Genomic DNA, 22,100 nt, shown 5'->3' on the forward strand with positions numbered 1-22,100 from the left:
TTTCCTCGCGTGTCCGCTTTCGTTCCCTAATGAGTTCAGGGTCGGAGAGCGCGTTCGAGGCCGCGTGCGACGAACTCGTCGACCGACTGCTCGCGGGCGATATCGAGCAGGACGACCTCGAGCAGGCGAAGATGGACGTCTGTGGCGAGTTCTCCGCGCCGAAAGTCCCGACGCACTCCGAACTGCTCGACCACGCGCCGCAGAGTCGCCGCGGGGAGCTCGAAGACCTCCTGCAGCGAAAGCCCGTGCGCACCGCATCCGGCGTGACGCCGGTCGCGGTGATGACGAGCCCGCACATGTGTCCGCACGGGAAGTGCCTGTACTGTCCCGGCGGCCCCGCGTCCGAGTTCGATTCGAGTCAGTCCTACACGGGCCACGAGCCCGCGGCTGCCCGCGGGGAGCAGAACGACTACGACCCCTACGGCCAGGTGACGCTCCGCCTCCACCAGCTCCGCGAAATCGGCCACCCGGTGGACAAGGTCGAACTGATTCTGATGGGCGGAACGATGACCGCGCGCAGTCACGACTACCAGGAGTGGTTCGTGAAGCGCGCGCTCGAAGCGCTGAACGATTTCGACCCCGAGCAGCCCCCGGAGCCGGCGGAGGGCGTGTCGTTCGCGCAGGACCCCGAGGAGTACGACTTCGAGTATCTGGAGGACGTGAAGACGGAGAACGAGTTCGGGAACATCCGGAACATCGGGACGACGTTCGAGACGAAGCCGGACTGGTGTGACCCCGAGCAGATAGATCGCATGCTTGACCTGGGGGGGACGAAGGTCGAGGTCGGCGTGCAGACGACGTACGAGCGCATCAACCGCGAGATGCATCGCGGGCACGGGATGCAGGCGTCGATGGACGCGAACCGTCGGCTTCGGGACGCGGCGTTCAAGGTCGGGTTCCACATGATGCCGGGCCAGCCGGGGATGACGGAGGAAATGATTCTGGAGGACTTCCGGCGCATCTTCGAGGAGCCGGAGTGGCGGCCGGACTACCTGAAGATTTATCCGACGCTCGTCGTGCGCGGCACCCGCATCTACGACCAGTGGCGGCGCGACGAATTCGAACCGCTCGGAAACGAGCAGGCCGCCGAACTGGTCGCGCGTGTGATGAAGGACATTCCGCGGTACGTCCGCTTGCAGCGCGTGCAGCGCGACATCCCCGCGGACTTCATCGACGCGGGCGTCTGGAAGTCGAACCTTCGCCAGCTCGCTTGGAAGAAGCTGGACGAACACGGATGGACCTGTAACTGCATCCGGTGTCGGGAGGTCGGGATGAACGACGAAGACCCCGAGAACGTCGAACTCGATGTCATGACGTACGAGGCGGGCGGCGGCACGGAGCACTTCATCAGCTTCGAGGACTTCGAGAAGGACCTCCTCGTCGGGTTCGCCCGCCTCCGATTCCCGAACGAGCCGGTGCGCCGCGAACTCGACAACGCCGCGTTGCTCCGCGAACTCCACGTCTACGGCAGCGAAGCCGGCATCGGTGAGGAGAGCCGGGACGACCAGCATCAGCACCGGGGTTACGGCCGCCGCCTCATGGAACGCGCCGAGGACATGGCCGCCGACGCCGGCTACGACAAACTCAGCGTCATCTCCGGCATCGGCGCGCGCCAGTACTACAAGCAGCAACTCGGCTACGTCCAGGACGGCCCGTACGTCTCCAAGAGCCTCTGAGTTCGCCGCGTTCGGCGTAGAGTTATGCCGTCGCGCGTTCTGTTCCGGGTATGGATGTTCGTGGTGAGCCGCGGGTGCCGTACGTGGAGTCGCGCGAGGACCTGCCGGAGTCCCAGCGGGAGTACTACGACCGCATCACGGCGAGTCGAGACCGAATTATCGGGCCGTTCGGCGTGCTCCTCCACAGTCCCGTGCTGGCGGGTCGCGTGGCCGACTTAGGAAGCTATCTGCGCTTCGAGAGCGCGCTTCCGGAGGGCTTGCGGGAGTTGGCTATCGTGGTGTCGGGCCGGGAGTTCGACGCGGCGTTCGAGTGGGCGGTGCACGCGCCGCTCGCGCGCGAGGCGGGCGTGAGCGGGGCCGCGCTCGACGCGGTGCTGGACGACGCGCCTGTGAACGATTTGCCCGCCACGGAGGGCGTGGTGGTTCGGTACGGTCGCGAACTCTGGCGCGACCACGCGGTCTCCGAGGAGACGTATCGGGCCGCAGAGGACGCGTTCGGCGTGCAGGGCGTCGTGGACCTCACGGCGCTCCTCGGGTACTACGGACTCGTGGCGTGCGTGCTGAACGCGTTCGAGGTGCTGCCGGCGGCGGAGACGCCGCTATAGGTCGACGAGTCCGCCGGCGGTCACGCCGGGCGCGACGTCGTGCGGGGCGGTGAGGGGGCTGACGCTGATTTCGTCGTCCACGACGGCGCGACGGTCGGTGCCCTCGGGGTCGGGGACGTCGCGCTCGAAGAGTTCGTTCCAGAACTTGTCGTTGACGTTCACGCCGCGTTCGGTGAACTCGGCTTCGAGTTCGTACTCCTGGGTGGGGCGGGTGACGCGGAAGATGTCGTTCTCGGTCTGCCCGGCGGCGGGGGCGTTGACGGTGAGGTAGTCCGCGGTCGTGAGGAAGTCGTCGTTCACGAACCCGGGGAGGAGGTCGTGGACGGCGTCCGCGGCGGTCGTGAACGTCTCGTACTGGGGGTCGTAGCGGCTGCCGGGCGTGTACTCCCAGTCGTACATGGAGACGGCGATGGCGGGATAGTTGAGGAAGGAGGCCTCCATGGCGGCGCCGATAGTGCCGGAGCGCGCGAGGATGTGCGCGCCGATGTTCGGGCCGTCGTTACAGCCGGAGACGACCACGTCGGGGTCGAGGTCGAGGGCGGCGACGCCGATGGCGACGCAGTCCGCGGGCGTGCCCTTGACGGCGTAGCCGTGGTGGCGTTCGTCGTACTCGACTTCGCCCCAGCTCCGGGTCTGGCCGGTGCCGGACTGGTTCTCCTCGGGTGCGACGACCGTCACGTCGTGGGTCTCGGAGAGGCGGTCGTAGACGGCTTCGAGGCCGGGCGCGTCGATGCCGTCGTCGTTCGTGAGCAGGACGGAGAGCGAGTCGGTCATCGGGAGTGGGTAGCGAGCGACCCCGGTAAGTGGTTGCGGTTACGCGGCGAGCGAGACGTCGAGGTAGAGCATGAGGACGACGCCGAGCATGGTGCCGAGGGTGGCGACGCGTTCGTGGCCGCGTGCGTGGGTTTCGGGGACGATTTCGTCGCTGATGACGAACAGCATCCCGCCGGCGGCGAACCCCATCGCGTACGGGAGCAGGCCGGTGGAGAACTGGATGGCGTACGCGCCGAGGACGGCGATGGGTATCTCGACGAGTCCGGCACGGATGCCGGTGAGCGCGGCGTACGCGCCCCGGTCGAACCCGGCGTTGATGGCGGCGACGGAGACCGCGAGGCCTTCGGGGATGTTCTGGAGGCCGATGGCGAGCATCAGGGCGAGCGCTTCGCCGGTGTTCCCGGAGCCGAACCCGACGCCGACCGCGAGGCCTTCGGGCATGTTGTGGATGGTGATGGCGACGATGAACAGGACGACCGAGGCGTACCGGGCGTTCTGGGTGGCTTGGTCGGCGCGTTTGCGTCCAGTGATGAGGACGTGGACGTGGGGCACCCAGCGGTCGGCCTGGTCGAGGACGAGGACGCCGAGGAGGATGCCGGCGATGACTTGGAGCGCGCCCGTGCTTCCGCCGCCGGCGGCGTCGATACCGGGGAGAATGAGGCTCGTGAAGCTCGCGGACAGCATCACGCCCGCGGCGAACCCGAGCAGGGCGTCGAGCGACCGCTCCGAGGGGTCGCGCCAGACGAGTACCAACGTCGCGCCGAGCATGTTCATCCCGGCGATGACGACGCCGCCGAGGAGCGCCTGCATCACGGGGTCGGTTCCGGCGATGTCGAGGAAGACGTCTTCGAGCATTAGCCAGCCCTCCGGTCCGGTGTCATCGTTGGGTGGTGGGGTCGGGGTCAGTTAAGCGTTCACGCCGCCGGGTCGTTACGTCTTTCCTGTCGCCCCCGCTAGGCGGGGTATGAGCGAGAAACGCGAGATGACGAGCGTCGACCTCGTCGCCCTCACCGCGGAACTCAACACGTACGCGGGGGCGAAAGTCGACAAGGCCTATCTCTACGGGGACGACCTCGTCCGACTGAAGATGCGGGACTTCGACCGCGGGCGCGTCGAACTCCTCGTGGGAACGGGGGAGACGAAGCGCGCGCACGTCGCCGCGGCCGAACACGTCCCGGACGCGCCGGGGCGGCCGCCGGACTTCGCGAAGATGCTGCGAAACCGCCTGTCCGGCGCGGACTTCCACGCGGTCCGCCAGCACGGCTTCGACCGCATCCTGGAGTTCGAGTTCCGTCGCGAGGACGCGGACACGAAAATCGTCGCAGAATTGTTCGGGGACGGGAACGTCGCCGTTCTGGACGAGAACGACGAGGTCGTGGATTCCCTCGAAACCGTCCGGCTGTCCTCGCGGACGGTCGCGCCCGGCGCGAAGTACGGCTTCCCCTCGCAGCGCGTGAACCCTCTCGACCTCGACTACGAGGGGTTCGCGGCGCAGATGCGGGATTCCGACACCGACCTCGTGCGCACGGTCGCCACCCAACTCAACTTCGGCGGCCTGTACGGCGAGGAACTCTGCACGCGCGCCGGCGTCGAGAAGACGATGGACATCGCGGACGCCAGCGAGGACCAGTTCCGCGCGCTCTACGACGCGATGGAGCGCCTGTTCGACCCGATTCAGTCCGGCGACCTCGACCCTCGCGTGTACTACGACGAAGAGGAGGGCGACTCCCGGGTGGACGTGACGCCGGTGCCGCTGGAGGAGTACGCGGGCCGGGAGTCCGAAGCGTTCGATTCGTTCAACGCGGCGCTCGACGACTACTTCACGAACCTTGGCGGCACCGAGGAAGAGGAGGGCGGCGGCGGTGCCACGAAGCCGGATTTCCAGTCGGAGATAGAGAAACAAGAACGAATCATCGCCCAGCAGGAGGCCGCTATCGAGGACTTCGAGGAGGAGGCCGAGCGGGAGCGCGAGAAGGCGGAACTCCTCTACGGGAACTACGACCTCGTGGACGACATCCTCTCCACGGTTCGCGAGGCGCGCGCTGCTGGGCACTCGTGGAGCGACATCGAGGAGCGCTTCGATGAGGGCGAGGAGCGAGGTATCGAGGCCGCTGAGCACGTGCAGGGCGTGAACGAACAGCAGGGGACGGTGCGGGTGCGACTGGACGGCCACACCATCAGCCTCGACCCCGAGTCGGGCGTGGAGAAGAACGCGGACGCCCTCTACACGGAAGCGAAGCGCATTCAGGAGAAGAAGGAGGGCGCGCTCGAAGCAATCGAGAACACGCGGGCGGAACTCGAAGCCGTCCGCGAGCGCAAGGAGAACTGGGAGGAGCCGGAGGAACCCACGGAACCCGAGGAGGTCGACTGGCTCTCCCGGAGCTCGATTCCGGTTCGGAAGCCCGAGACGTGGTACGACCGCTTCCGGTGGTTCCGCACGAGCGACGGCTTCCTCGTGCTGGGCGGGCGGAACGCCGAACAGAACGAGGAACTCGTCTCGAAGTACATGGACGGCTACGACCGGTTCTTCCACACGCAGGCGCACGGCGGCCCGGTCACGGTCCTGAAGACGACGGAGCCGAGCGAGCCGTCGAAGGACCTCGACGTGCCCGAGCAATCCCTGGAGGAGGCCGCGCGGTTCGCGGTGACGTACTCGTCGGTCTGGAAGGACGGCCGGGGCGCGGGCGACGCCTACATGGTGATGCCCGACCAGGTGTCGAAGACTGCCGAATCGGGCGAATACCTCTCGAAGGGCGGGTTCGCGGTTCGCGGCGACCGCACGTACTTCCGGGACGTCGCCGTCGGCTGTTCCGTCGGCATCCAGTGCGAGGGCGAGACGCGCGTCATCGGCGGGCCGCCGTCCGCCATCGAACCGCGCGCGGAAACGACGATGTCGCTCGAACCCGGCGAGTTCGCGCAGGGCGACGCCGCGAAACGAATCTATCGCGAGTTCCGGGAGCGCTTCGCGGACACGTCGTTCGTGCGGAAGGTCGCGAGCCCGGACGAGATTCAGAAGTTCATGCCGCCTGGCGGGAGTCGCCTCGTCGAGTAGATGGTCTCGCCCGTCCCGGAGGCCCGCCGTCGCCGCGAGTACTGGGCGTGGGCGGCGGTCGCGCTCTACGTCCTGCTCACGGTCGACATGCTGACGACGCTGGCGGCCGCGGAGGTCGCGGGCGTCGCCGGGGAGGCGAACCCCTATATGCGGTGGGCGCTCGCGCAGGGCGTGTGGACGCTCGCCGCATTGAACCTCGCGGCGCTCGTCGTTCTTTCGGGTCTGTTCGGGGCGGTCATCGCGCTCACCACGCGCACCGACGGCCCCTATCGTGACGTGGTCGCGCTCGCGTACGAGGTCTGGGTGGGGTTGCTCGTCGCCGCCGGCCTGCTGGTCGCGGCGAACAACCTCCTCGTCGTCGCCGTCGGCGTCGACCTCTTCACATAACAGGACACTTACCCCGAGGACTGGTAGTTCGGGGTATGCAAGTGAAGGACTGGACGTCGGTCGAGGGTGGCCGCGAGCGGGTCACGCTCGTCCCGGAGTCCCTCGACGACCTCTGGCATCTCACGTACGTCGTCGAGCCGGGCGACCTCGTGGGCGGCGACACCCACCGCCGCATCCAGCGGAAGGAAGACGACATGCGGGACACGGGCGGGGAGCGCGAGCACATGCACGTCACGCTCGACGTGGAGGGCGTTGAGTTCCACAAGTTCTCGAACCGCCTCCGCATCTCGGGCGTTATCGAGCGATGCAGTCGGGAAGACCAGCTCGACATGCACCACACCATCAACGTCGAGGAGTACGACGAACTCACGATAGAGAAGCACTGGAAGCCAGACCAGCGCGAGCGCGTCGAGGAGGCGAGCGAGGCGACCGACCAGCCGGACGTCGCCATCGCGACCATCGAGGAGGGAGAGGCGCACATCCACACGGTCGCGCAGTACGGCGTCGAGGAGCGCGGGACGTTCACGGGAACGACCGGGAAGGGCGAGTATGCTCGCGGCCGCGAGGAACTGTTCGGGGAGGTCGCCGCCGCCCTGAACCGGATGGACGCGGACGCCATCATCCTCGCCGGCCCCGGGTTCACGAAGCAGGACCTCCTCGACTTCGTGGCGGAGAACTATCCCGACCTCCCCGAGAAAATCACGACCGTGGACACGAGCGGCGTCGGCGGCCGCGGCGTCCACGAAGTCCTCAAGCGCGGCGCGGTCGAGGAAGTCCAGGCCGAGACCCGCATCGCCGAGGAGTCGGAGTTGATCGACGAACTCACCGAGCAGATAGCGACCGAGGGGAAGGCCGCCTACGGCATCGAGGAGGTGGGGAAAGCCGTGGACTTCGGCGCGGTCGAACACCTCCTTGTGCTGGACGACCGCCTCCGACGAGAGCGCGCCGGCGAGGGCGACTGGGCCGTGGACGTGAACGACCTCATCCAGTCCGTCGAACGCCAGGGCGGGAGCGTCACCGTGTTCAGCCACGAGTACGCGCCCGGCGACCAACTGAAGAATTTGGGGGGTATCGCCGCCGTCCTCCGCTACCGACTCGATTAACCGCTGCTCCGGTGGCGACCCAGGACTTTTGTGAGGATGTGAATATATTTTCTGTATGTCGCTTCGAGACCCGAACTCCCTGTTTGCGGTCGTCGTCCTCCCCGCTGCCTGCGCGGCGCTCGGGTTCGCGGCGTTCGGCCCGCTCGGCTTCGTGGTCGGTCTCATGCTCCCGCTCGTCGTTCTCGCTAATCTCCCCGAGACGGACGAGCGCATCGCGGAACTCGAAGCGCGCGTCGAGGAACTCGAAGACTAGAACTCGACCGTGTCGCCCTCGCGCGCGAGTTCGACCGCGCCGTCGTAGTGCTCGCGAATCGACGCGAGCATCTCGTCTTCTCTGCCGTCGGTGTGCGGGTAGCGGTGGGTGAGGTAGACGGTGCCGTAGTCGTTCCCGGCGAGCGCCGCGCCGAGCGCGCGCGGCGTCGGGTGGTTCGAGACATCGACCTCGTCCGGGAACGAGCAGTCGTGGACGAACACCTCAGTGCCGTCCGCGAACGCCGCGAGGTCGTCGAACGCCTCCGAATCGCCGCTGTACGCGAAGTCGTCGATGCGGTACGCGAAGCACCGCATGGAGTGTCTGGTCTCCATCGACGCCACGTCGAACCCCGCGACGGAGAACTCGCCCTCGATGTCCCGTGTGGTGAGGTCCACGCGGCCCTTGAGGTAGTCGTGTACGTCGAGCAAGCCCTCGACGAGCTCGGTGGTTCCGGGCGGGCCGGCGACGGTGAGCGATTCCTCGCCCGCGAGCCACCGCGCCTTCAGGAGCGGCACGAGGTCGCTCACGTGGTCGGTGTGGTGGTGCGTGAGGAGGACAGTGTCGACGCCCTCGTAGCCCGTCGGGGTGGCGGCGAGTCGGTGGAGGACGCCGCTCCCGCAGTCCACTAGGAGTGTCTTCCCGTCGTCTTCGAGGAGGAGTCCGGACTGGACGCGCTTGCCGGTCGGCATCGCGCTCCCGGTTCCGAGGAAGGTGACGCGCATACCGCGTCTCGTGCGGGGAGAGAGAAAAGCCCTCTAGAAGTCGCTCGCGAACTCGACGTGACTGTACGTCAGGAGGTAGCCGTACGCGAGCGCCGCGACGCCCGCGACAGCCGCGCACATCGCCACCTGGTCGGTGTTCAGGCAGTCGAGCACGACGAACCCGAGCCAGACGGGCACGGCGTTCACGAACCCGCCGGCGAGCACGCCACCCTCCGGGAGGAACTGGAGCGAGTAGTAGTACGCGAGCGGGTACAGACACCCGAGAACGAGGAGGTAGATGGAGAACGCGGCGAGCGCTCCCGTGATGCCCGCGATGTTCACGAACGGGTCCGCTTCGTACCCGATAGCCGGTGCCACACCGTAGAGAACCAAGAAGTGCGCGATGACTCCGATGAGCCCACCGAACACCGCGCTGGCTTCGCCTCGCATACCCGTGCCGTCACGGCGGCGAACCAAGAACGTATCGGGTTAGAGGCTCGCCCACTCGACCATCCGCCGGTAGGTGTCGTCGGTTCGGAGCGCGTCCGCGTCCCCGACGAGCACCATCGCCTTCTTCGCGCGGGAGAGCGCGACGTTCAGCCGCCGATAGTCCTCGAAAATCGGGCTCTCCATGTCGTCTGACGCGACGAACGACACGAGAATCACTTCCTTCGACGACCCCTGGAAACGGTCGACGGTGTCCACGGCGACTCCCTCGGGGACGCGCCGCCCGATTTCCGTGACCTGCGCGCGGAACGGCGCGATGACGCCGATGTCAGCGGGGTCGACGCCGGCGTCGAGGTAGGACTGGACGAGTTCGGTGATGCGTTCGGCTTCGACGGCGTCGGTGTGCGCGGCGTCCGTTCCTTCGACGTGCTCGAACCGCACGCCCTCCGGGACGCCGGTGACGCCGATGTCCGCGAGCGACTGTCCCGCCACCTCGGCCGTCGCGGGCCGCAACTGACCGTCGTAGAACTCCGTCGAACTGAACGCCTGAATCCGCTGCGTCATCCGGTACTGCTGGTCGAGCATCACACCCGCTTCTGGGTGTTGCTCGATGAGCCGCTCGAACAGGGACTCGGAGAGCCGGCCGCCCGAGCGCACGACCGGCGGCAACTGCTGGTGGTCGCCGACCAGCACGAAGCGGTCCGCGCGGTTCGCGGCCGCGAGCGTGTCCGGCTCCGTGAGCTGTGACGCCTCGTCCACGAGCGCCACGTCGAAGTCCTGCGAGCGCAGGATGCGCGACCCACACGTCGCCGTCGTCGCCGCAACCACGTCCGCGGACTCCAGTTTCTCCGCCTGCTCGCGAGGGTCGCCCGACTTCGACAAGCGGTAGGTCTGCATATCCTCGCGCACGCCCGATTGCGTGCCGACCCGTACGACATCCTCGAACCCCTGGTCCTCGATGGCTTCGAGCGCGTTGTCGACCGCGCGGTTCGTGAACGCCGACAGCAGCACGCGCTCGCCGCGCTCGACGAGTTCGCGGACGATGCGCGCGATGGTGTACGTCTTCCCCGTCCCCGGCGGCCCGTGCACGAGCGCGAAGTCCTCCGCGTTCAGCGCCCTGTTCACCGCGGCGTTCTGCGCGTCGTTGTTGTCGATGAACGTCTCCGTCCCCGACTCGAACGCAGGGGCCTCGCGGCCGAACAGCACGTCGCGGCGGCGCTCGTCGGACTTCAGGACGAAGTCGTGGAGCGCGGACAGCATCCGGCTCACGTTCAGGTCGCTCGGGTACACGTCGAGGCGGCGGAGTTCGACCGGCTCGTCCGTCGACACCACCACCTCATCCGCGTCGAGTCGTTCGACGCGCGCCATCTCCGCCGTCCCGTGCACGGGGTCGCCGTCGTTCGCGAGCACGCGGTCGCCCTCCCGAATCTTCGAAGTCGCCGCGGACGGCCGGTTCGCCGTGAGCCGCCACCGCCCGTCCGGGAGCTCTTCTCGACCCTCAGGTTCGAGGCCGACGATGGCGCGGTCGTCGTCCGCGCGTTCTTCAGGACTCTGCTTCCAGAGTTTCGCGTACTCCCGATGGACCTCGCGGCGCTCGGCCTCGATGGCGTCGTAGAGGTCGTCGAAGTACTCGCGCTCCGCCTTGGGGAGTTTTCTCCCTATCTGGCCGGCTTTCGACTCCTGGCCTAACCTCCCGGAAACTACCATGCAGGCGTCCTGCTCGAAGCAGTACTCGCACTTCGCGTTCCCCTCGTAGCCGGTCGGCGTCGTCTCCGCGGCTTCGAGCGCGGCGAGGTGGTTGCGGGTGCGCACCACGAACTCCAGCAGTCCCTTCCCGATGCTGAACTCCTTCGCGGGGCTCAGGTCGCCGCTCGCCTCGTTGCGCGCCATCGCGGCGTTCTTCGTGTAGAGGAGCGTCCCCGTGTCCGCGGGCACGCCGCGTTCCGAGAGCAGGAGCGCGTAGCACGCGGCCTGAATTTTGTCGTGGAATCGCGGGTCGCGGTTCGTGTTCTTCCCCGTCTTCAGTTCCACGGGCATCCCGCGGCGGATGGCGTCACAGCGGCCCTTGATGCCGAACGTGTCCGACACCAGCGTGTACTCCGAGCGCCACTCGTCCTCCTCCGTGAGCAAGCCCTGGTTCAGCCAGCCCTCGATAGCCGCAGCGTTCTGTCGCACGTCCTCCCGCACCTCGTCGAACTCCTTGTCCAGCAGACCAAGTTCCAGACCGGCCTCGCGGACGCGCTCGTCGATGGCGTCGTCGAGGTCACGACCTCGAAGGAGGTCGCCGAACACCTCGTGGACGATGGTTCCCTTCGTCACCGCGTACTTCAACGGGAGCGCCTGTAACTTCGAGAGGTAGTACTGGCGCGGACACTGTACGAACTCCCGGATGTCGGTGACGTTCACCAGGAACTCGGGTTCGACGACCACGTACGACTCCTTCCCGGTCGCGTACTCCGTCTCGCCTGCGTACTCGCGCTCCTCCGCGTCCGTCACCACCAACTCCATGCCGGGCGCGAGGTACTCCGCCGTCTCCGTCCACTTCCCCCACAGCGACACCTCGCGGAACGACGACTCCTCGCGGAGCGTCACGTCCAACACGTCACGCTCGCCGTACTGCGTGCTCACCGACCGGACATCCCCGACCTCCGCGACCTCGCCCCGAACGTTCACACGCACGATAACGGCGGCGCGAGAAAAACGCTGTCGCTCCTACGAGTCGTCTGTTCGGATGCTGTCGCCAAATCGCCCGCTACCACGTCCGCGAAAGCCCGCTCGCCCCCTTTCGAATTCCCGCCCGTTGGTTGGCTCGCAGGGTGAAACGCGTGGGGTGCCGGTCTGTGAAACGTGACGTGTCAGATTGGTGTGCGTGAACTGGACCGCGGGCGAATCGGATGGCCGAGTCGCGCAAGGGTTGGATGGCGATACGCTTACCGTCGTCACGCTGTAACGCGAGGGTATGCGAGTCCGTGACTGGAAGGACATCGTGGAGGACGTCGTGGACAGCGGCGCGGACCCGAACGGCTGGCGGGCCGTCGCCGGGGACCGCGCGGGCGGCGTCGGCGAGGACCTCTACCTCGGCCACCCGAGCGCGGGCGTCTACCAGCTGAAGACGTACGCGAAGAACCCCTACGAGGTGCAGGGTGCGGGAGCGCGAGTCGCGCGGCGGCTGGACGACGAACTCGACTCGTTCTTCCCGGAGAAGACCGGCGGCGGGTTCGCGGTGCAGTCCCCGCCGGAGGACGAGGACGACGCGGAGGAGAAGGCGCGGCGGCTCGAAGAGGTGGTGAAGACGCACGCGGACGCGCCGACGACCTCCGACGCGCTGTTCGAGGACGTGATGGACGCCATCGACAGCCCCGCGTTCGGCCCGATGCAGTACGACCAGTACGGCCGCCCCGACGAACTTGACGACCTCTCGAACACCTTCGAGGAGGCGGAAGAACTCTTGACCGAGGAACTCGACGACCTCATCGACTCCGCGGACGTGGGAAAGGGGTTCCAGTAGTCAGTCCGGGCCGTAGAGAAGCGAGGTGCACTCGTCGACGAACGCGCCGAGTCCCTGCGCCACGTCGCGGTCGAGCGAGACGAGCACGCCACCGCCGTTGTCGGGGTCGCGCAAGTGAATGATAGCGGCGGCCTCGTACAGTTCGACGTTCGCCTGACTGTTGCCGAGCGCCTCGTACCACGCCGGGTCGCTGATTGGCGTGTAGTCGCGGGCGTGCTCCACGGTTCGACCGACGGTCCGCTGGAACTCCTCGGTCCTGAGGTCGTCGCGGATGTAGAGTATCGTCCAGTCGTCCGCGGTGTACCGTATCGCGACGCGGAAGGCGTCGCCCGCGCGCTCCTTCACTCGCGTGAGGAGGCGCTTGTACCGCTCCGTCATACGTTCACGTACGCGCTCGGCCGTGAAAACCTTCAGGGCTTACGCGACCCGGGCGAGCCACCGGCCCGGCGTTTCGAGTTCGTCGCTTCGCGGGAGGTTCTCCGGGGCCGCCCAGACGAGACTCGCGGTCTCCATGTCGCGCGCGTCCACGATGGCGTCGAAGAACTCGCGGCCCTGCTCGTACTGCTGGCGCTTCAGGCCGAGGCCGAGCAGGCGACGGAAGAGCTTCGTGACGGGGCCGCCGCCGCGTCGGCGCGCGTCGAGTTTCCGCCGCAGGTCGTCGTACTTGCGGTCGAACGCGCGGTCCATCAGGAGTTCCGCGTACCCCTCGACGGCGGTCATCGCGAGCATCACGTCCTCGAACTCGTCGGTGTCGAGGCGGTACTCGTCTTCGAGTTCGATGACGCCCGCGCGCAGGCGGTCTTCGAGGTAGTCGGTGAGCCAGGGCGCGGCGCCGAACTCCGCGGCGTGCGTGACCTCGTGGAAGGCGATCCAGCGGCGGAAGCGCGCGAGCGGCACGTCGAGGGACGCGGCGGCGTCGACGATGTTCGGGTGGACGAAGTAGAGTTCGTGCGCGTCATCACCGCCGAGCAGGAGGGGGTCGTACTGGCCGAGGACGTTCCGCGCGAGAAACGAGAGCGCGGCCGCCGCGCCGCCCGTGTTCAGCGTGCGGGAGACGCCGGGGAGCGCGACGGTCGGGTCGTTCAGCGGGCGGAACACGCGTTCGAACGTGTCGACGTTCGCGTCGATCCAGTGGTGACGGTTCATCACCGACACCGTGTCGGGCACGTCGAAGTCGAGCGTGGAGACCTCGCGGATGCGTTCGCGGGCGTCCCGGACGTCCCCCGCGTACGCCTCGCGTTCGGCCGCGGTGAGGGTGAGGTCGCCGGGCGGCGTCCCGGCGGTCGCGGCGTCGCGGACCGCGTTCCAGTCGACCAGTGAGTCGCCGGACGCGGACGCGACCGCGCGAACGCCCTCGAACAGAGTCATGCGTGTCCTCGGTCACCCGACAAAATAGGTCTTGTGCGTCGATTTCCCCTGCGTTAGTTCAGGAGTTTCTTCGCGGCGACGGCGACGCCTGCGAACACCGCGAGCGCGACGAGCGCCGGCACGAGCGCGGACCCGGTCGTCGGCTCGCTCGCGTCCGTTTCGTCGCCCTCGATGGACGGTTCCTCGTCGAACACGCTCCCGCCCTCGTCGTTCTCGGGGCCGAAGTTCGCCGTGGGCTTGAACTCGCTATCGTGGAAGTGAATTTCGAAGATTCCCATGCCCGATTGTTCGGCGGGACCCGTGTTAGCCGTTGTGGGAACCGGCCGCGCCGTCGGGGTTCCGTGGCGTTGATGGTCGCGACGCAACGATGTCGGGTATGGACCGAGACCGACGCGAGTTCCTCGACGCACTCCTCGAAACTGCGAGCCCGTCCGGGTTCGAAGCGCCCGCCCAGCGCGTCTGGGTGGACTACGTCTCCGCGTTCGCGGACGACGTACAAACGGACGCGTACGGGAACGCGGTCGCCGTCTACGAGGGCGGCGACGGCCCCGAGTTCCTGTTCGGCGGGCACGCCGACGAAATCGGGTACATGGTCGCGAAAGTCAACGACGACGGCTTCCTCCACCTCACGCCCGTCGGCGGCTCCGACAAGTCGGTGTCAAAGGGCCGCCACGTCGTCGTGCACACGGACGACGGCCCCGTGAACGGCGTCATCGGCCAGACCGCCATCCACCTCCGCGACCCCACCGACTCGGAGTACGACGACATCGGCGAGATGACCGTCGACATCGGCGCGGACGACGCGGAGGAGGCGCGCGAACTCGTCTCCGTCGGCGACCCCATCACGGTCGCCGAGGGCGTCCACGACCTCGCCGGGCACAAGGTCGCGGCGCGCGGCCTCGACAACCGCGTCGGCATCTGGGTCGCCGCCGAAGCCCTCCGCCGCGCCGCCGACCGCGGCGTCGACTCGACCGTGTACGCCGTCTCCACCGTGCAGGAGGAGGTCGGCCTGCAGGGCGCGAAGATGGTCGGGTACGACGTGAACCCGGACGCCGCCGTCGCCGTGGACGTCACGCACGCCTCAGACAGCCCCGAGTTCCCCGGGGACAAGCACAACGAAATCAGCCTCGGCGACGGCCCGGTCGTCGCACGCGGGTCCACGAACCACCGCGAGTTCGTCGCGGCAGTCCGCGACACCGCCGCCGCCGAGGACATCGACGTGCAACTCCAGGCCGCCGGCGTCCGCACCGGCACCGACGCGGACGCGTTCTACACCAGTCGCGGCGGCGTCCCCTCCCTCAACATCGGCCTTCCGAATCGCTACATGCACACGCCAGCCGAGGTCGTCGACCAGCGCGACCTCGACACGGCCGCCGAACTCCTCGCGGCCGTCGCCGACCACGAAGCCGGCCGCGACGGCTTTACGGTCGACATCTAGGTCCGATATATTTAAGCGTGCGACGGGCCGGAGTGTGGGTATGAGCGGCCGACCCCTCGACATCCTGGAGGACTCCCTCGACGAACCCGTCTCCGTCCACCTCAAGGACGGCGAAATCTTCGAGGGCGTCCTCACCGGCTACGACCAGCACATGAACCTCGTCCTCGAAGACGGCGAAGACACAACCGTTATCCGGGGCGACAACGTCGTTACCATCAAACCATGACCGGTTCCGGAACTCCCAGCCAGGGTAAGAAGAACACCACCACGCACGTCAAATGTCGGCGCTGCGGCGAGAAATCCTACCACGTCAAGAAGGGCGAATGCGCTTCGTGTGGCTTCGGCAAGTCCGCCAAGCGTCGCGACTACGCGTGGCAGGGCAAGTCCGGCGACAACTAACGCACGTTCTTTTCCGCGACGGCGCGCGTTCGCCGGACATCCGTTTCGATTCTCTCCTTGCGCTCCAGCCGTTGCTCTCGCACCTGCGACGGTGACGGCGTCCGCGATTCGACCGTTACCGTCGTCAGTACGATTATCCTCTCGGCGACGTTTCCGCCCGCTATCACCACCTCCGCAGAGTGACATATGCTACCGTACGACTCGACTATTCGGTGGTCTCCCCTTCGCCCGTTCCGCGATAGTATGCACGATACTGGATACTATTTGGTGGTGATAGCGGCATCCGAGGCACAATCACGGGTGTTTTTATTCGTGGACAGTTCAAGAGCTATCCATGGAAGATGGCGCTGGCGCGAGCCGCCCCGCGACCGGAATGACCGAGAAGTGCGGCGTCGTCGGCATCAGCCTCGCGGAGCGGGACGCGGCGCTCCCGACGTACTATGCGCTGTACGCGCTCCAGCACCGCGGCCAGGAGTCGGCGGGCATCGTCACCCACGACGGCTTCCAGCAACACCAGCACGTCGAGATGGGGCTCGTGGGCGACGCGTTCGACGAGTCCGACATCGACGCCCTCACCGGACGCACGGGGCTCGGGCACGTCCGGTATCCCACCGAGGGAAGCCTCGATAAGTCCTGCGCGCAGCCGTTCTCCGTGTCCTTCCGCGGCGGCGCGCTCGGCCTGAGCCACAACGGCAACCTCGTGAACGCCGACGAGGTCCGGGACGAACTCGAAGCGACCGGGCACGCGTTCACGAGCGACGGCGACACCGAAGTTATCGCGCACGACATCGCGCGAAACCTCCTCGAAGCCGACCTCGTCCGCGCCGTCAAGCGAACGATGGAGCGCATTCACGGCTCCTACGCGCTCACCATCATGCACGACGACACCGTGATGGGCGTCCGCGACCCGGAAGGGAACCGCCCGCTCTGCATCGGCGAACTCGACGACGGCTACGTTATCACCTCGGAATCCGCCGCCATCGACACGCTCGGCGGCGACCTCGTGCGTGACGTGAAGCCCGGCGAACTCGTCGTGCTCCACGAGGACGGGTCGGGATTCGACTCCTACCAGTTGTTCGAGCGCGACCGGCACGCGCACTGCTTCTTCGAGTACGTCTACTTCGCGCGCCCGGACTCCGTCATCGACGACGAACTCGTCTACGAGGTCCGCCGCGACCTCGGCCGGGAGCTCTGGGCGGAGTCCGGCGTGGACACCGACGTGGTGATGCCCGTCCCGGACTCGGGGCGCGCGTTCGCGTCCGGCTACTCTGACGCCGCCAACGAGGACGGCGCGAGCGTCGAGTTCGCGGAGGGACTGATGAAGAACCGGTACGTCGGCCGGACGTTCATCATGCCGACACAGGAGGCCCGCGAGCGCGCCGTCCGCCTGAAACTCAACCCCATTCGCTCGACCGTGGAGGGGAAATCAGTCACCATCATCGACGACAGCATCGTCCGCGGCACGACCTCGAACCAGCTCGTCGAACTCGTCCGGGACGCGGGCGCGGCGGAAGTCCACGTCCGCATCGGCGCGCCCGCCATCCTCGCGCCCTGCTACATGGGCATCAACATGGCCACCCGCGAGGAACTCATCGCCGCCGACAAATCGACCGAGGAAATCCGGGAGGAGATCGGTGCGGACAGCCTCTCTTACCTCTCGGTGGACGCGGTCGCGTCCGCTATCGGGAAGTCCCGCGACGACCTCTGCCTCGGCTGCGTCACCGGCGAGTACCCCTACGACATCGACGGGGAGACGACCGACCGCGAGGTCGAACGTCCCGGCGTCGCGTCCGCCGACGACTGACCGGAGTCGGCCGGTTTTTTCAGTCCGCTCGCGCTACGGCCAGGCGTGACTCGCGTCCTCCCGCTCGCCGCCGTCTGTATCGCGCTCCTCCTCGCCGGCTGTGGCGCACCCGTCGCCGACACGTCGACGCCCGCGCCGACATCGCCGACAACCGACAATCCGACTCAGTCCACGCACTCGGCGACGACAGCGGCAACGACTCCCGAAACGCCAGCGGAAACGACGACTCAGTCGGTGACTGCGCCGGCTGACGGCGACTACCCACCCGGCGTCACCGCTGCGGGCGTCGAGAACGCTAGCCGTCTCCTCGCCGCGCACCAGACGACCATCGTCGAGCGCGGCGCGTACACGGTCTCGCAGACGACTATCGACGGCGTCGTCAGGGGCGAACCGTTCGGCATCGTGTCGCAGTCCGTCGTGCAGTTCGCGCCGAACGGGAGTCGCGTCCGCTGGACGAACACGGGCGCGAACACCATCGGAAACGAGACGACTGTGCAGGACGCGCGGTACTACGCGAACCGCACGGCAGTCGCAACTCGGGCGGTTCAGGACGCGAACGTGAGCGTCAACGAGCGCAACCGCAGCGACCTCTACGACCGCGTACTCCGGAACGCGGCGACCCAGCAGCGCGTGCTCCAGTCGACTCTCACGAGCGCCGAGTTCGCCGTGGCGGGCGTCGAGGAGCGGAACGGAACGACCGTGACGACGCTCGTCGCGGAGAACGGCACGTACGACGCGGACCGACCGGTGACCGCGTTCTCCGCGACGCTCGAACTCTCCGAGTCGGGGCGCGTGCTGTCGTTCACGCGGACGCGCACGCTCAGAACCGACCTGTCGACCGAGCACCACCGGACGACGGTGACGTGGCGGCCGGTCGTGCTCCCGGTGTCACCGCCCGCGTGGACGCCGTGGCGTCAGTAGACGACGTACAGCAGGAGGTAGACGACGATTCCGAGGAAGAAAGAGACCATCCAGAGGGACGCCGCGACCCGGCCGACGCGCGCGTGCGGCGTGCCCGGGAGTTCTGTGACTGCGTGCGTACTGGCGAGAACGAGCGCGTACACCACGAGCGGGATGCACACCATCGCGAGCGCCATGTGAACTGTCAGAATCGGGAGGTAGAGGAACTGATAGACGGCGTCGGGGCCGCCAAACTCGGTGGTGCCGTGGACGGTGAGCCGGTAGAGGTAGAAGGCGAGGAACCCCGCGAACAACAGCGTGCTTGTCCCCATCAACGCGCGGTGCCGAGTGAAGTCTCGGTTCCGGGCGGCCCGCCAGCCGAGCGCGATGGTGACGATGGCGGTCGCGCTGATGAGCGCGTTCAGCGACGGGATGACGGAGACCAGTGGGTCGTAGGTCGGGAGAGCCGAGGCGGGAATCACGCCGCGCACCGCCGCGACGACCACCGCGAGTGCGAGCGCGCTCACCACTCCCGAGACCCCGACCGTGTGCCGCCGAACGAACGACTGCATACCCCTGCTTGCGCCGCCCGCGCCAAAACACTACCGTGCGGCCACTCCCCACTCGGCCCGCGAATCGTAGGGGTTTTATTATGGCCGCGGCTACGATGGAGTGCAGCGAAACACGCGCGAGCGTGGGTAGCCAAGCTAGGCCAAAGGCGCAGCGTTGAGGGCGCTGTCCTGTAGAGGTTCGCAGGTTCAAATCCTGTCCCACGCATCGCACCGGACGGACTCACCGTCCAACGCTGCGATGCACGGTGATTTCCCCTACCGGGACATCACCCACGCACAACCTTACTGACGAAACAACACCCAACAGCAACGGTGCTATCCCCTACCGGGACACTGCTCGACTCTGTAGAGTTGAGTCGGCAACTGGACGGTGTGACCGTCCAGTTTAGCATCCCGAACCCGGAGGGTTCGGGTGGCAGCCGGGCCGCGAAGCGGTCCGGCCCGCTCACCCACGCACAACCATTACTGACGAACCAACACCGACCAGCAACGGCGATAGCTTTCCTGAACACTCCCGAGCACCGACCAGCCGTGGCGTGTTCCGCCCTCAGTTTTTGTCCGCGCTCGTGCCGGTAAGCGAGGTGTTAAAATGGGTAGTGCATCATAGGGGTGTGTATGGCCAAGTATTCGACCGGTGGGTCCTCCGGTGGGGGGTCCAGTGGGTCCTGTGAGCTCTGCGGGACCTCGTCGGAGTCGTTGACGACGGCGAGCGTTGCGGGCGCGGAGTTGCAGGTGTGTTCGAATTGCGCGAACCTCGACGAGTCGTCGAAGACCGAGCGCGAGGTGTCGGAGGAACAGCAGCGTCGGAAGCAGGCGGCGCAGAACACGGCGCAACAGTTCGACGCGGTGTCGGGCGATTCGAAGCGCTGGGAGGAGGAGGGAACGAACTACGAGGGCGACCAGCTCCCGTATCTCTCCTCGGATTACGGGCGACAGATTCAGAAGGCGCGGCAGTCGGAGGGTCTCCAGCTGGAGGAGTTGGCGGACGAACTGGGTATCGACGAGAACGACCTGCTGGCGGTCGAGCAGGGGCGGGCGAACCGCGCGGGCGTGGGCGGGTCGCTCATCGCGAAGCTGGAGGACCGACTCGACGTTGACGTGACCCAAGAGTAGTTCTCGCGGCGCGTACGGTGGCGCGTGCTGGCTAGTCGTGGGTGTGGAACCCGGCGTTTTTTCTCCTCTTCCGGCGAGTATTGCGTATGGAGCTCTCTGCGGAGCAGGAGGCGATTCGGGAGGTCGCACACGAGGTTGCGGTGGAGGAACTCGCGCCCGTGGCCGCGGAGGCCGACCGGACGGAGTCGTTCCCCGAAGACGTGTGGGACACGCTCGGCGACCTCGATTTGACGGCGATGACGGTGCCCGAGGAGTACGGCGGGCTGGACGTGCAGAAACTCACGTACAGCGTGGTGAACGAGGAACTGGCGTACGGGATGTTGTCGGTGGCGACGGCGCTCTCGGTGCACTGTCTCGCCACGTCGTGTCTGGCGGAGTTCGGGAGCGACGCGCAGAAGGAGCGCTGGCTGCCGGAGATGGCGGCGGGGCGGCCGGTCGGTGCGTTCGCGCTCTCCGAACCGCAAGCGGGGTCGAACCCGGCGGGGATGGAGACGGAGGCGCGCCGCGAGGGCGAGGAGTACGTCATCAACGGCACGAAGCAGTGGATCACGAACGGCGAGCGCTCGGGCGTCGTCATCCTGTTCGCGAAGACCGACCGGGACGACCCGGGGAGCGTCACGCAGTTCGTCGTGCCGAAGGACACGGACGGCCTCTCGGTCGGTTCGCGCGAGGACAAACTCGGCCTGCGCGCGAGCGACACGACGACGTTGACGTTCGACGACGCGCGCATCCCCGCCGACTACCGGCTGACGCCGGAGGGCGAGGGATTGTCGGCGGCGCTCCACATTCTCACGGGCGGCCGCGTCGGCATCGCGTCGCAGGCCGTGGGGCTGGCACAGGCCGCGCTGGACGACGCAGTCGAGTACGCGCAGGAGCGCGAGCAGTTCGACCAGCCCATCGGTCAGTTCGGGAGCATCCGGGAGAAGGTGGCTGAGATGCGGACCGAACTCCAGGCGTCTCGCCTCCTCTGCCGTGACGCGGCGGCGAAGGCGGACCGCGGCGAATCCTACCAGGAGGCGGCGGCGATGGCGAAGTACCACGCGAGCGAGGCCGCGGTCGACATCACGAACGAGGCCGTACAGATTCACGGCGGCTACGGCTACACGACCGACTTCGACGTGGAGCGCTACTACCGGGACGCGAAGATAACGACCATCTACGAGGGCACCTCCGAGATTCAGAAGGAGGTCATCGCTCGCGGCCTCCTCGACTGATGGACGGCGTCGTCTACGACTTGGACGGGACGCTCGTCGACCTCCCAGTGGATTGGCGAGCGGTGACGACCGACCTCCGCGCGCTCCTCGACGCCGAGGGCGTGAACGCCGAGGAGCACGCGACCTGGGAACTGCTGGAGGCCGCCGAATCGGCGGGTGTCGGCGAGGCTGCTGAGCGCATCATCAGCGACCACGAACGCGAGGGCGCGGCGCAGGCGAGGCGTCTCCCGCTGGCGGACGAACTCGTCGCGAGCGAAGTCCCGGTGGCGGTCTGCTCGCTGAACTGCGAGGCCGCCTGCCGCATCGCCCTCGCCCGTCACGACCTGCTCGACGCCGTCGAGACGGTCGTCGGTCGGGACTCGGTCGCGGAGCGCAAACCGCATCCGGAGCCGTTGCGCGCGGCGGTGCGCGCGCTCGACATTCTGCCCGAGCGCGCGGTGTTCGTTGGCGATGCGGAGCGCGACGAGAAGACGGCGGTGCGCGCGGGCACCGAGTTCCGTTACGTCGAGGACTGACGCGCTCGCTTCCGGGCGTAGAGGAAGACGGGGACGGCGGTGAGAATCCAGACGACCGCGCCGACGCGCACGGCGAACATCGCCATCCCCGTCCACGTTCTGAGGTCGGTGAACACGGAGAGCAGCGCGACGATGGGCGCGCCGACGACGATGGTGAGGACGAACGTCGTCTGCATCACCCACGCGTAGTCCACGCCCTCCGACTCGTGCGTCTCGACGCGCTCTGGCACGTTCGAACCGACGGCGCGTGTCCGCATAAACCCCGCTCTTC

25 protein-coding genes and 1 tRNA gene are annotated in these 22,100 nt (G+C 67.4%); 16 read left to right on the top strand and 10 right to left on the bottom strand.

Translation table 11 applies throughout. The annotated features are described in order from the left end of the window. Positions 1-29 precede the first annotated feature (29 nt). Both ACOZ4O_RS11815 and ACOZ4O_RS11820 read left to right on the top strand, forming a co-directional pair. Positions 30-1,676: a tRNA uridine(34) 5-carboxymethylaminomethyl modification radical SAM/GNAT enzyme Elp3 gene (locus tag ACOZ4O_RS11815; protein WP_424525509.1), complete on the top strand. Its 1,647-nt coding sequence runs from the start codon at positions 30-32 to the stop codon at positions 1,674-1,676. Positions 1,677-1,726: 50 nt separating this feature from the next. Next, on the top strand, positions 1,727-2,281 hold the full coding sequence (locus ACOZ4O_RS11820) for a carboxymuconolactone decarboxylase family protein (RefSeq protein WP_424525510.1): 555 nt from the start codon (positions 1,727-1,729) through the stop codon (positions 2,279-2,281). Here ACOZ4O_RS11820 and surE read toward each other — a convergent pair. Next, positions 2,276-3,055 carry a 5'/3'-nucleotidase SurE gene (gene surE, locus ACOZ4O_RS11825; RefSeq protein ID WP_424525511.1) on the bottom strand — a complete coding sequence of 260 codons (780 nt, stop codon included), beginning with the start codon at positions 3,053-3,055 and terminating at the stop codon, positions 2,276-2,278. The two genes, ACOZ4O_RS11820 and surE, sit on opposite strands and share 6 nt — an antisense overlap. Positions 3,056-3,094: 39 nt before the next feature. After that, the gene (locus tag ACOZ4O_RS11830; protein WP_424525512.1) at positions 3,095-3,910 is read right to left on the bottom strand and encodes a ZIP family metal transporter; all 816 of its coding nucleotides are present in this window, start codon (positions 3,908-3,910) and stop codon (positions 3,095-3,097) included. Positions 3,911-4,019: 109 nt separating this feature from the next. Here ACOZ4O_RS11830 and rqcH point away from each other — a divergent pair, with 109 nt between their 5' ends. Genes rqcH through ACOZ4O_RS11850 form a run of 4 tightly spaced genes read left to right on the top strand, consistent with a single transcriptional unit; the run spans position 4,020 to position 7,850 of the window. Continuing rightward, positions 4,020-6,107, top strand: a complete 2,088-nt coding sequence (gene rqcH / locus ACOZ4O_RS11835) for a ribosome rescue protein RqcH (protein WP_424525513.1) — start codon at positions 4,020-4,022, stop codon at positions 6,105-6,107. Beyond that, positions 6,108-6,494, top strand: coding sequence for a hypothetical protein (locus ACOZ4O_RS11840; protein WP_424525514.1), 387 nt, complete (start codon positions 6,108-6,110; stop codon positions 6,492-6,494). It begins immediately after the preceding gene. Positions 6,495-6,529: 35 nt separating this feature from the next. Next, complete coding sequence (locus tag ACOZ4O_RS11845) at positions 6,530-7,597, top strand: mRNA surveillance protein pelota (protein WP_424525515.1); 1,068 nt, start codon at positions 6,530-6,532, stop codon at positions 7,595-7,597. 55 nt (positions 7,598-7,652) lie between these two features. Then, complete coding sequence (locus tag ACOZ4O_RS11850; RefSeq protein ID WP_424525516.1) at positions 7,653-7,850, top strand: hypothetical protein; 198 nt, start codon at positions 7,653-7,655, stop codon at positions 7,848-7,850. On the opposite strand, the gene ACOZ4O_RS11855 is transcribed toward ACOZ4O_RS11850, so the two are convergent. Genes ACOZ4O_RS11855 through ACOZ4O_RS11865 form a run of 3 tightly spaced genes read right to left on the bottom strand, consistent with a single transcriptional unit; the run spans position 7,847 to position 11,671 of the window. Then, complete coding sequence (locus tag ACOZ4O_RS11855; RefSeq protein WP_424525517.1) at positions 7,847-8,572, bottom strand: MBL fold metallo-hydrolase; 726 nt, start codon at positions 8,570-8,572, stop codon at positions 7,847-7,849. The two genes, ACOZ4O_RS11850 and ACOZ4O_RS11855, sit on opposite strands and share 4 nt — an antisense overlap. A 33-nt stretch (positions 8,573-8,605) precedes the next feature. Then, on the bottom strand, positions 8,606-9,001 hold the full coding sequence (locus ACOZ4O_RS11860; protein WP_424525518.1) for a DUF6789 family protein: 396 nt from the start codon (positions 8,999-9,001) through the stop codon (positions 8,606-8,608). Positions 9,002-9,040: 39 nt separating this feature from the next. Next, entirely contained in the window at positions 9,041-11,671 is a 2,631-nt protein-coding gene (locus ACOZ4O_RS11865) for an AAA domain-containing protein (protein ID WP_424525519.1), read from the bottom strand. A 286-nt stretch (positions 11,672-11,957) separates the two neighbouring features. Here ACOZ4O_RS11865 and ACOZ4O_RS11870 point away from each other — a divergent pair, with 286 nt between their 5' ends. Next, positions 11,958-12,506 carry a hypothetical protein gene (locus ACOZ4O_RS11870; protein ID WP_424525520.1) on the top strand — a complete coding sequence of 183 codons (549 nt, stop codon included), beginning with the start codon at positions 11,958-11,960 and terminating at the stop codon, positions 12,504-12,506. Here ACOZ4O_RS11870 and ACOZ4O_RS11875 read toward each other — a convergent pair whose 3' ends face one another. From ACOZ4O_RS11875 to ACOZ4O_RS11885, 3 genes are read right to left on the bottom strand one after another with little or no spacing between them, the layout of a single operon-like run. Next, positions 12,507-12,884 (bottom strand): hypothetical protein, encoded by a 378-nt coding sequence (locus ACOZ4O_RS11875; RefSeq protein WP_424525521.1) that lies wholly within the window; start codon positions 12,882-12,884, stop codon positions 12,507-12,509. A gap of 39 nt (positions 12,885-12,923) precedes the next feature. Next, entirely contained in the window at positions 12,924-13,874 is a 951-nt protein-coding gene (locus tag ACOZ4O_RS11880) for a zinc-dependent metalloprotease (protein ID WP_424525522.1), read from the bottom strand. 53 nt (positions 13,875-13,927) lie between these two features. Next, a complete protein-coding gene (locus tag ACOZ4O_RS11885; protein ID WP_424525523.1) occupies positions 13,928-14,152 on the bottom strand; it encodes a hypothetical protein in 225 nt (74 codons plus the stop codon). 98 nt (positions 14,153-14,250) lie between these two features. Between ACOZ4O_RS11885 and ACOZ4O_RS11890 the strand changes: the two genes are divergently transcribed. From ACOZ4O_RS11890 to ACOZ4O_RS11910, 5 genes are all read left to right on the top strand, one after another. Further along, positions 14,251-15,312, top strand: coding sequence for a M20/M25/M40 family metallo-hydrolase (locus tag ACOZ4O_RS11890; protein ID WP_424525524.1), 1,062 nt, complete (start codon positions 14,251-14,253; stop codon positions 15,310-15,312). Positions 15,313-15,352: 40 nt separating this feature from the next. After that, positions 15,353-15,538, top strand: a complete 186-nt coding sequence (locus ACOZ4O_RS11895; RefSeq protein ID WP_145848348.1) for an LSM domain-containing protein — start codon at positions 15,353-15,355, stop codon at positions 15,536-15,538. Then, a complete protein-coding gene (locus tag ACOZ4O_RS11900; RefSeq protein WP_424525525.1) occupies positions 15,535-15,711 on the top strand; it encodes a 50S ribosomal protein L37e in 177 nt (58 codons plus the stop codon). Before ACOZ4O_RS11895 ends, ACOZ4O_RS11900 begins: the two co-directional genes overlap by 4 nt. A 334-nt stretch (positions 15,712-16,045) precedes the next feature. Then, a complete protein-coding gene (purF, locus tag ACOZ4O_RS11905; protein ID WP_424525526.1) occupies positions 16,046-17,515 on the top strand; it encodes an amidophosphoribosyltransferase in 1,470 nt (489 codons plus the stop codon). Between the two features lie 45 nt (positions 17,516-17,560). Next, positions 17,561-18,436 (top strand): hypothetical protein, encoded by an 876-nt coding sequence (locus ACOZ4O_RS11910; protein WP_424525527.1) that lies wholly within the window; start codon positions 17,561-17,563, stop codon positions 18,434-18,436. Here the strand turns inward: ACOZ4O_RS11910 and ACOZ4O_RS11915 are convergent. After that, on the bottom strand, positions 18,430-18,987 hold the full coding sequence (locus ACOZ4O_RS11915; protein WP_424525528.1) for a DUF420 domain-containing protein: 558 nt from the start codon (positions 18,985-18,987) through the stop codon (positions 18,430-18,432). The genes ACOZ4O_RS11910 and ACOZ4O_RS11915 overlap by 7 nt on opposite strands. Positions 18,988-19,107: 120 nt before the next feature. Between ACOZ4O_RS11915 and ACOZ4O_RS11920 the strand changes: the two genes are divergently transcribed. From ACOZ4O_RS11920 to ACOZ4O_RS11935, 4 genes are all read left to right on the top strand, one after another. Then, a tRNA-Leu gene (locus tag ACOZ4O_RS11920) sits at positions 19,108-19,192 on the top strand. A 410-nt stretch (positions 19,193-19,602) separates the two neighbouring features. Then, positions 19,603-20,100, top strand: coding sequence for a helix-turn-helix domain-containing protein (locus tag ACOZ4O_RS11925; RefSeq protein WP_424525529.1), 498 nt, complete (start codon positions 19,603-19,605; stop codon positions 20,098-20,100). Positions 20,101-20,186: 86 nt separating this feature from the next. Beyond that, positions 20,187-21,314: an acyl-CoA dehydrogenase family protein gene (locus ACOZ4O_RS11930; protein WP_424525530.1), complete on the top strand. Its 1,128-nt coding sequence runs from the start codon at positions 20,187-20,189 to the stop codon at positions 21,312-21,314. Next, positions 21,314-21,829, top strand: coding sequence for an HAD family hydrolase (locus tag ACOZ4O_RS11935; RefSeq protein ID WP_424525531.1), 516 nt, complete (start codon positions 21,314-21,316; stop codon positions 21,827-21,829). Before ACOZ4O_RS11930 ends, ACOZ4O_RS11935 begins: the two co-directional genes overlap by 1 nt. Here the strand turns inward: ACOZ4O_RS11935 and ACOZ4O_RS11940 are convergent. After that, entirely contained in the window at positions 21,814-22,059 is a 246-nt protein-coding gene (locus ACOZ4O_RS11940) for a DUF5822 domain-containing protein (RefSeq protein WP_424525532.1), read from the bottom strand. The two genes, ACOZ4O_RS11935 and ACOZ4O_RS11940, sit on opposite strands and share 16 nt — an antisense overlap. Positions 22,060-22,100: the final 41 nt, after the last annotated feature.

Origin of the sequence: Salarchaeum japonicum (assembly GCF_049705945.1) — an archaeon.
Classification (GTDB): domain Archaea; phylum Halobacteriota; class Halobacteria; order Halobacteriales; family Halobacteriaceae; genus Salarchaeum; species Salarchaeum japonicum_A.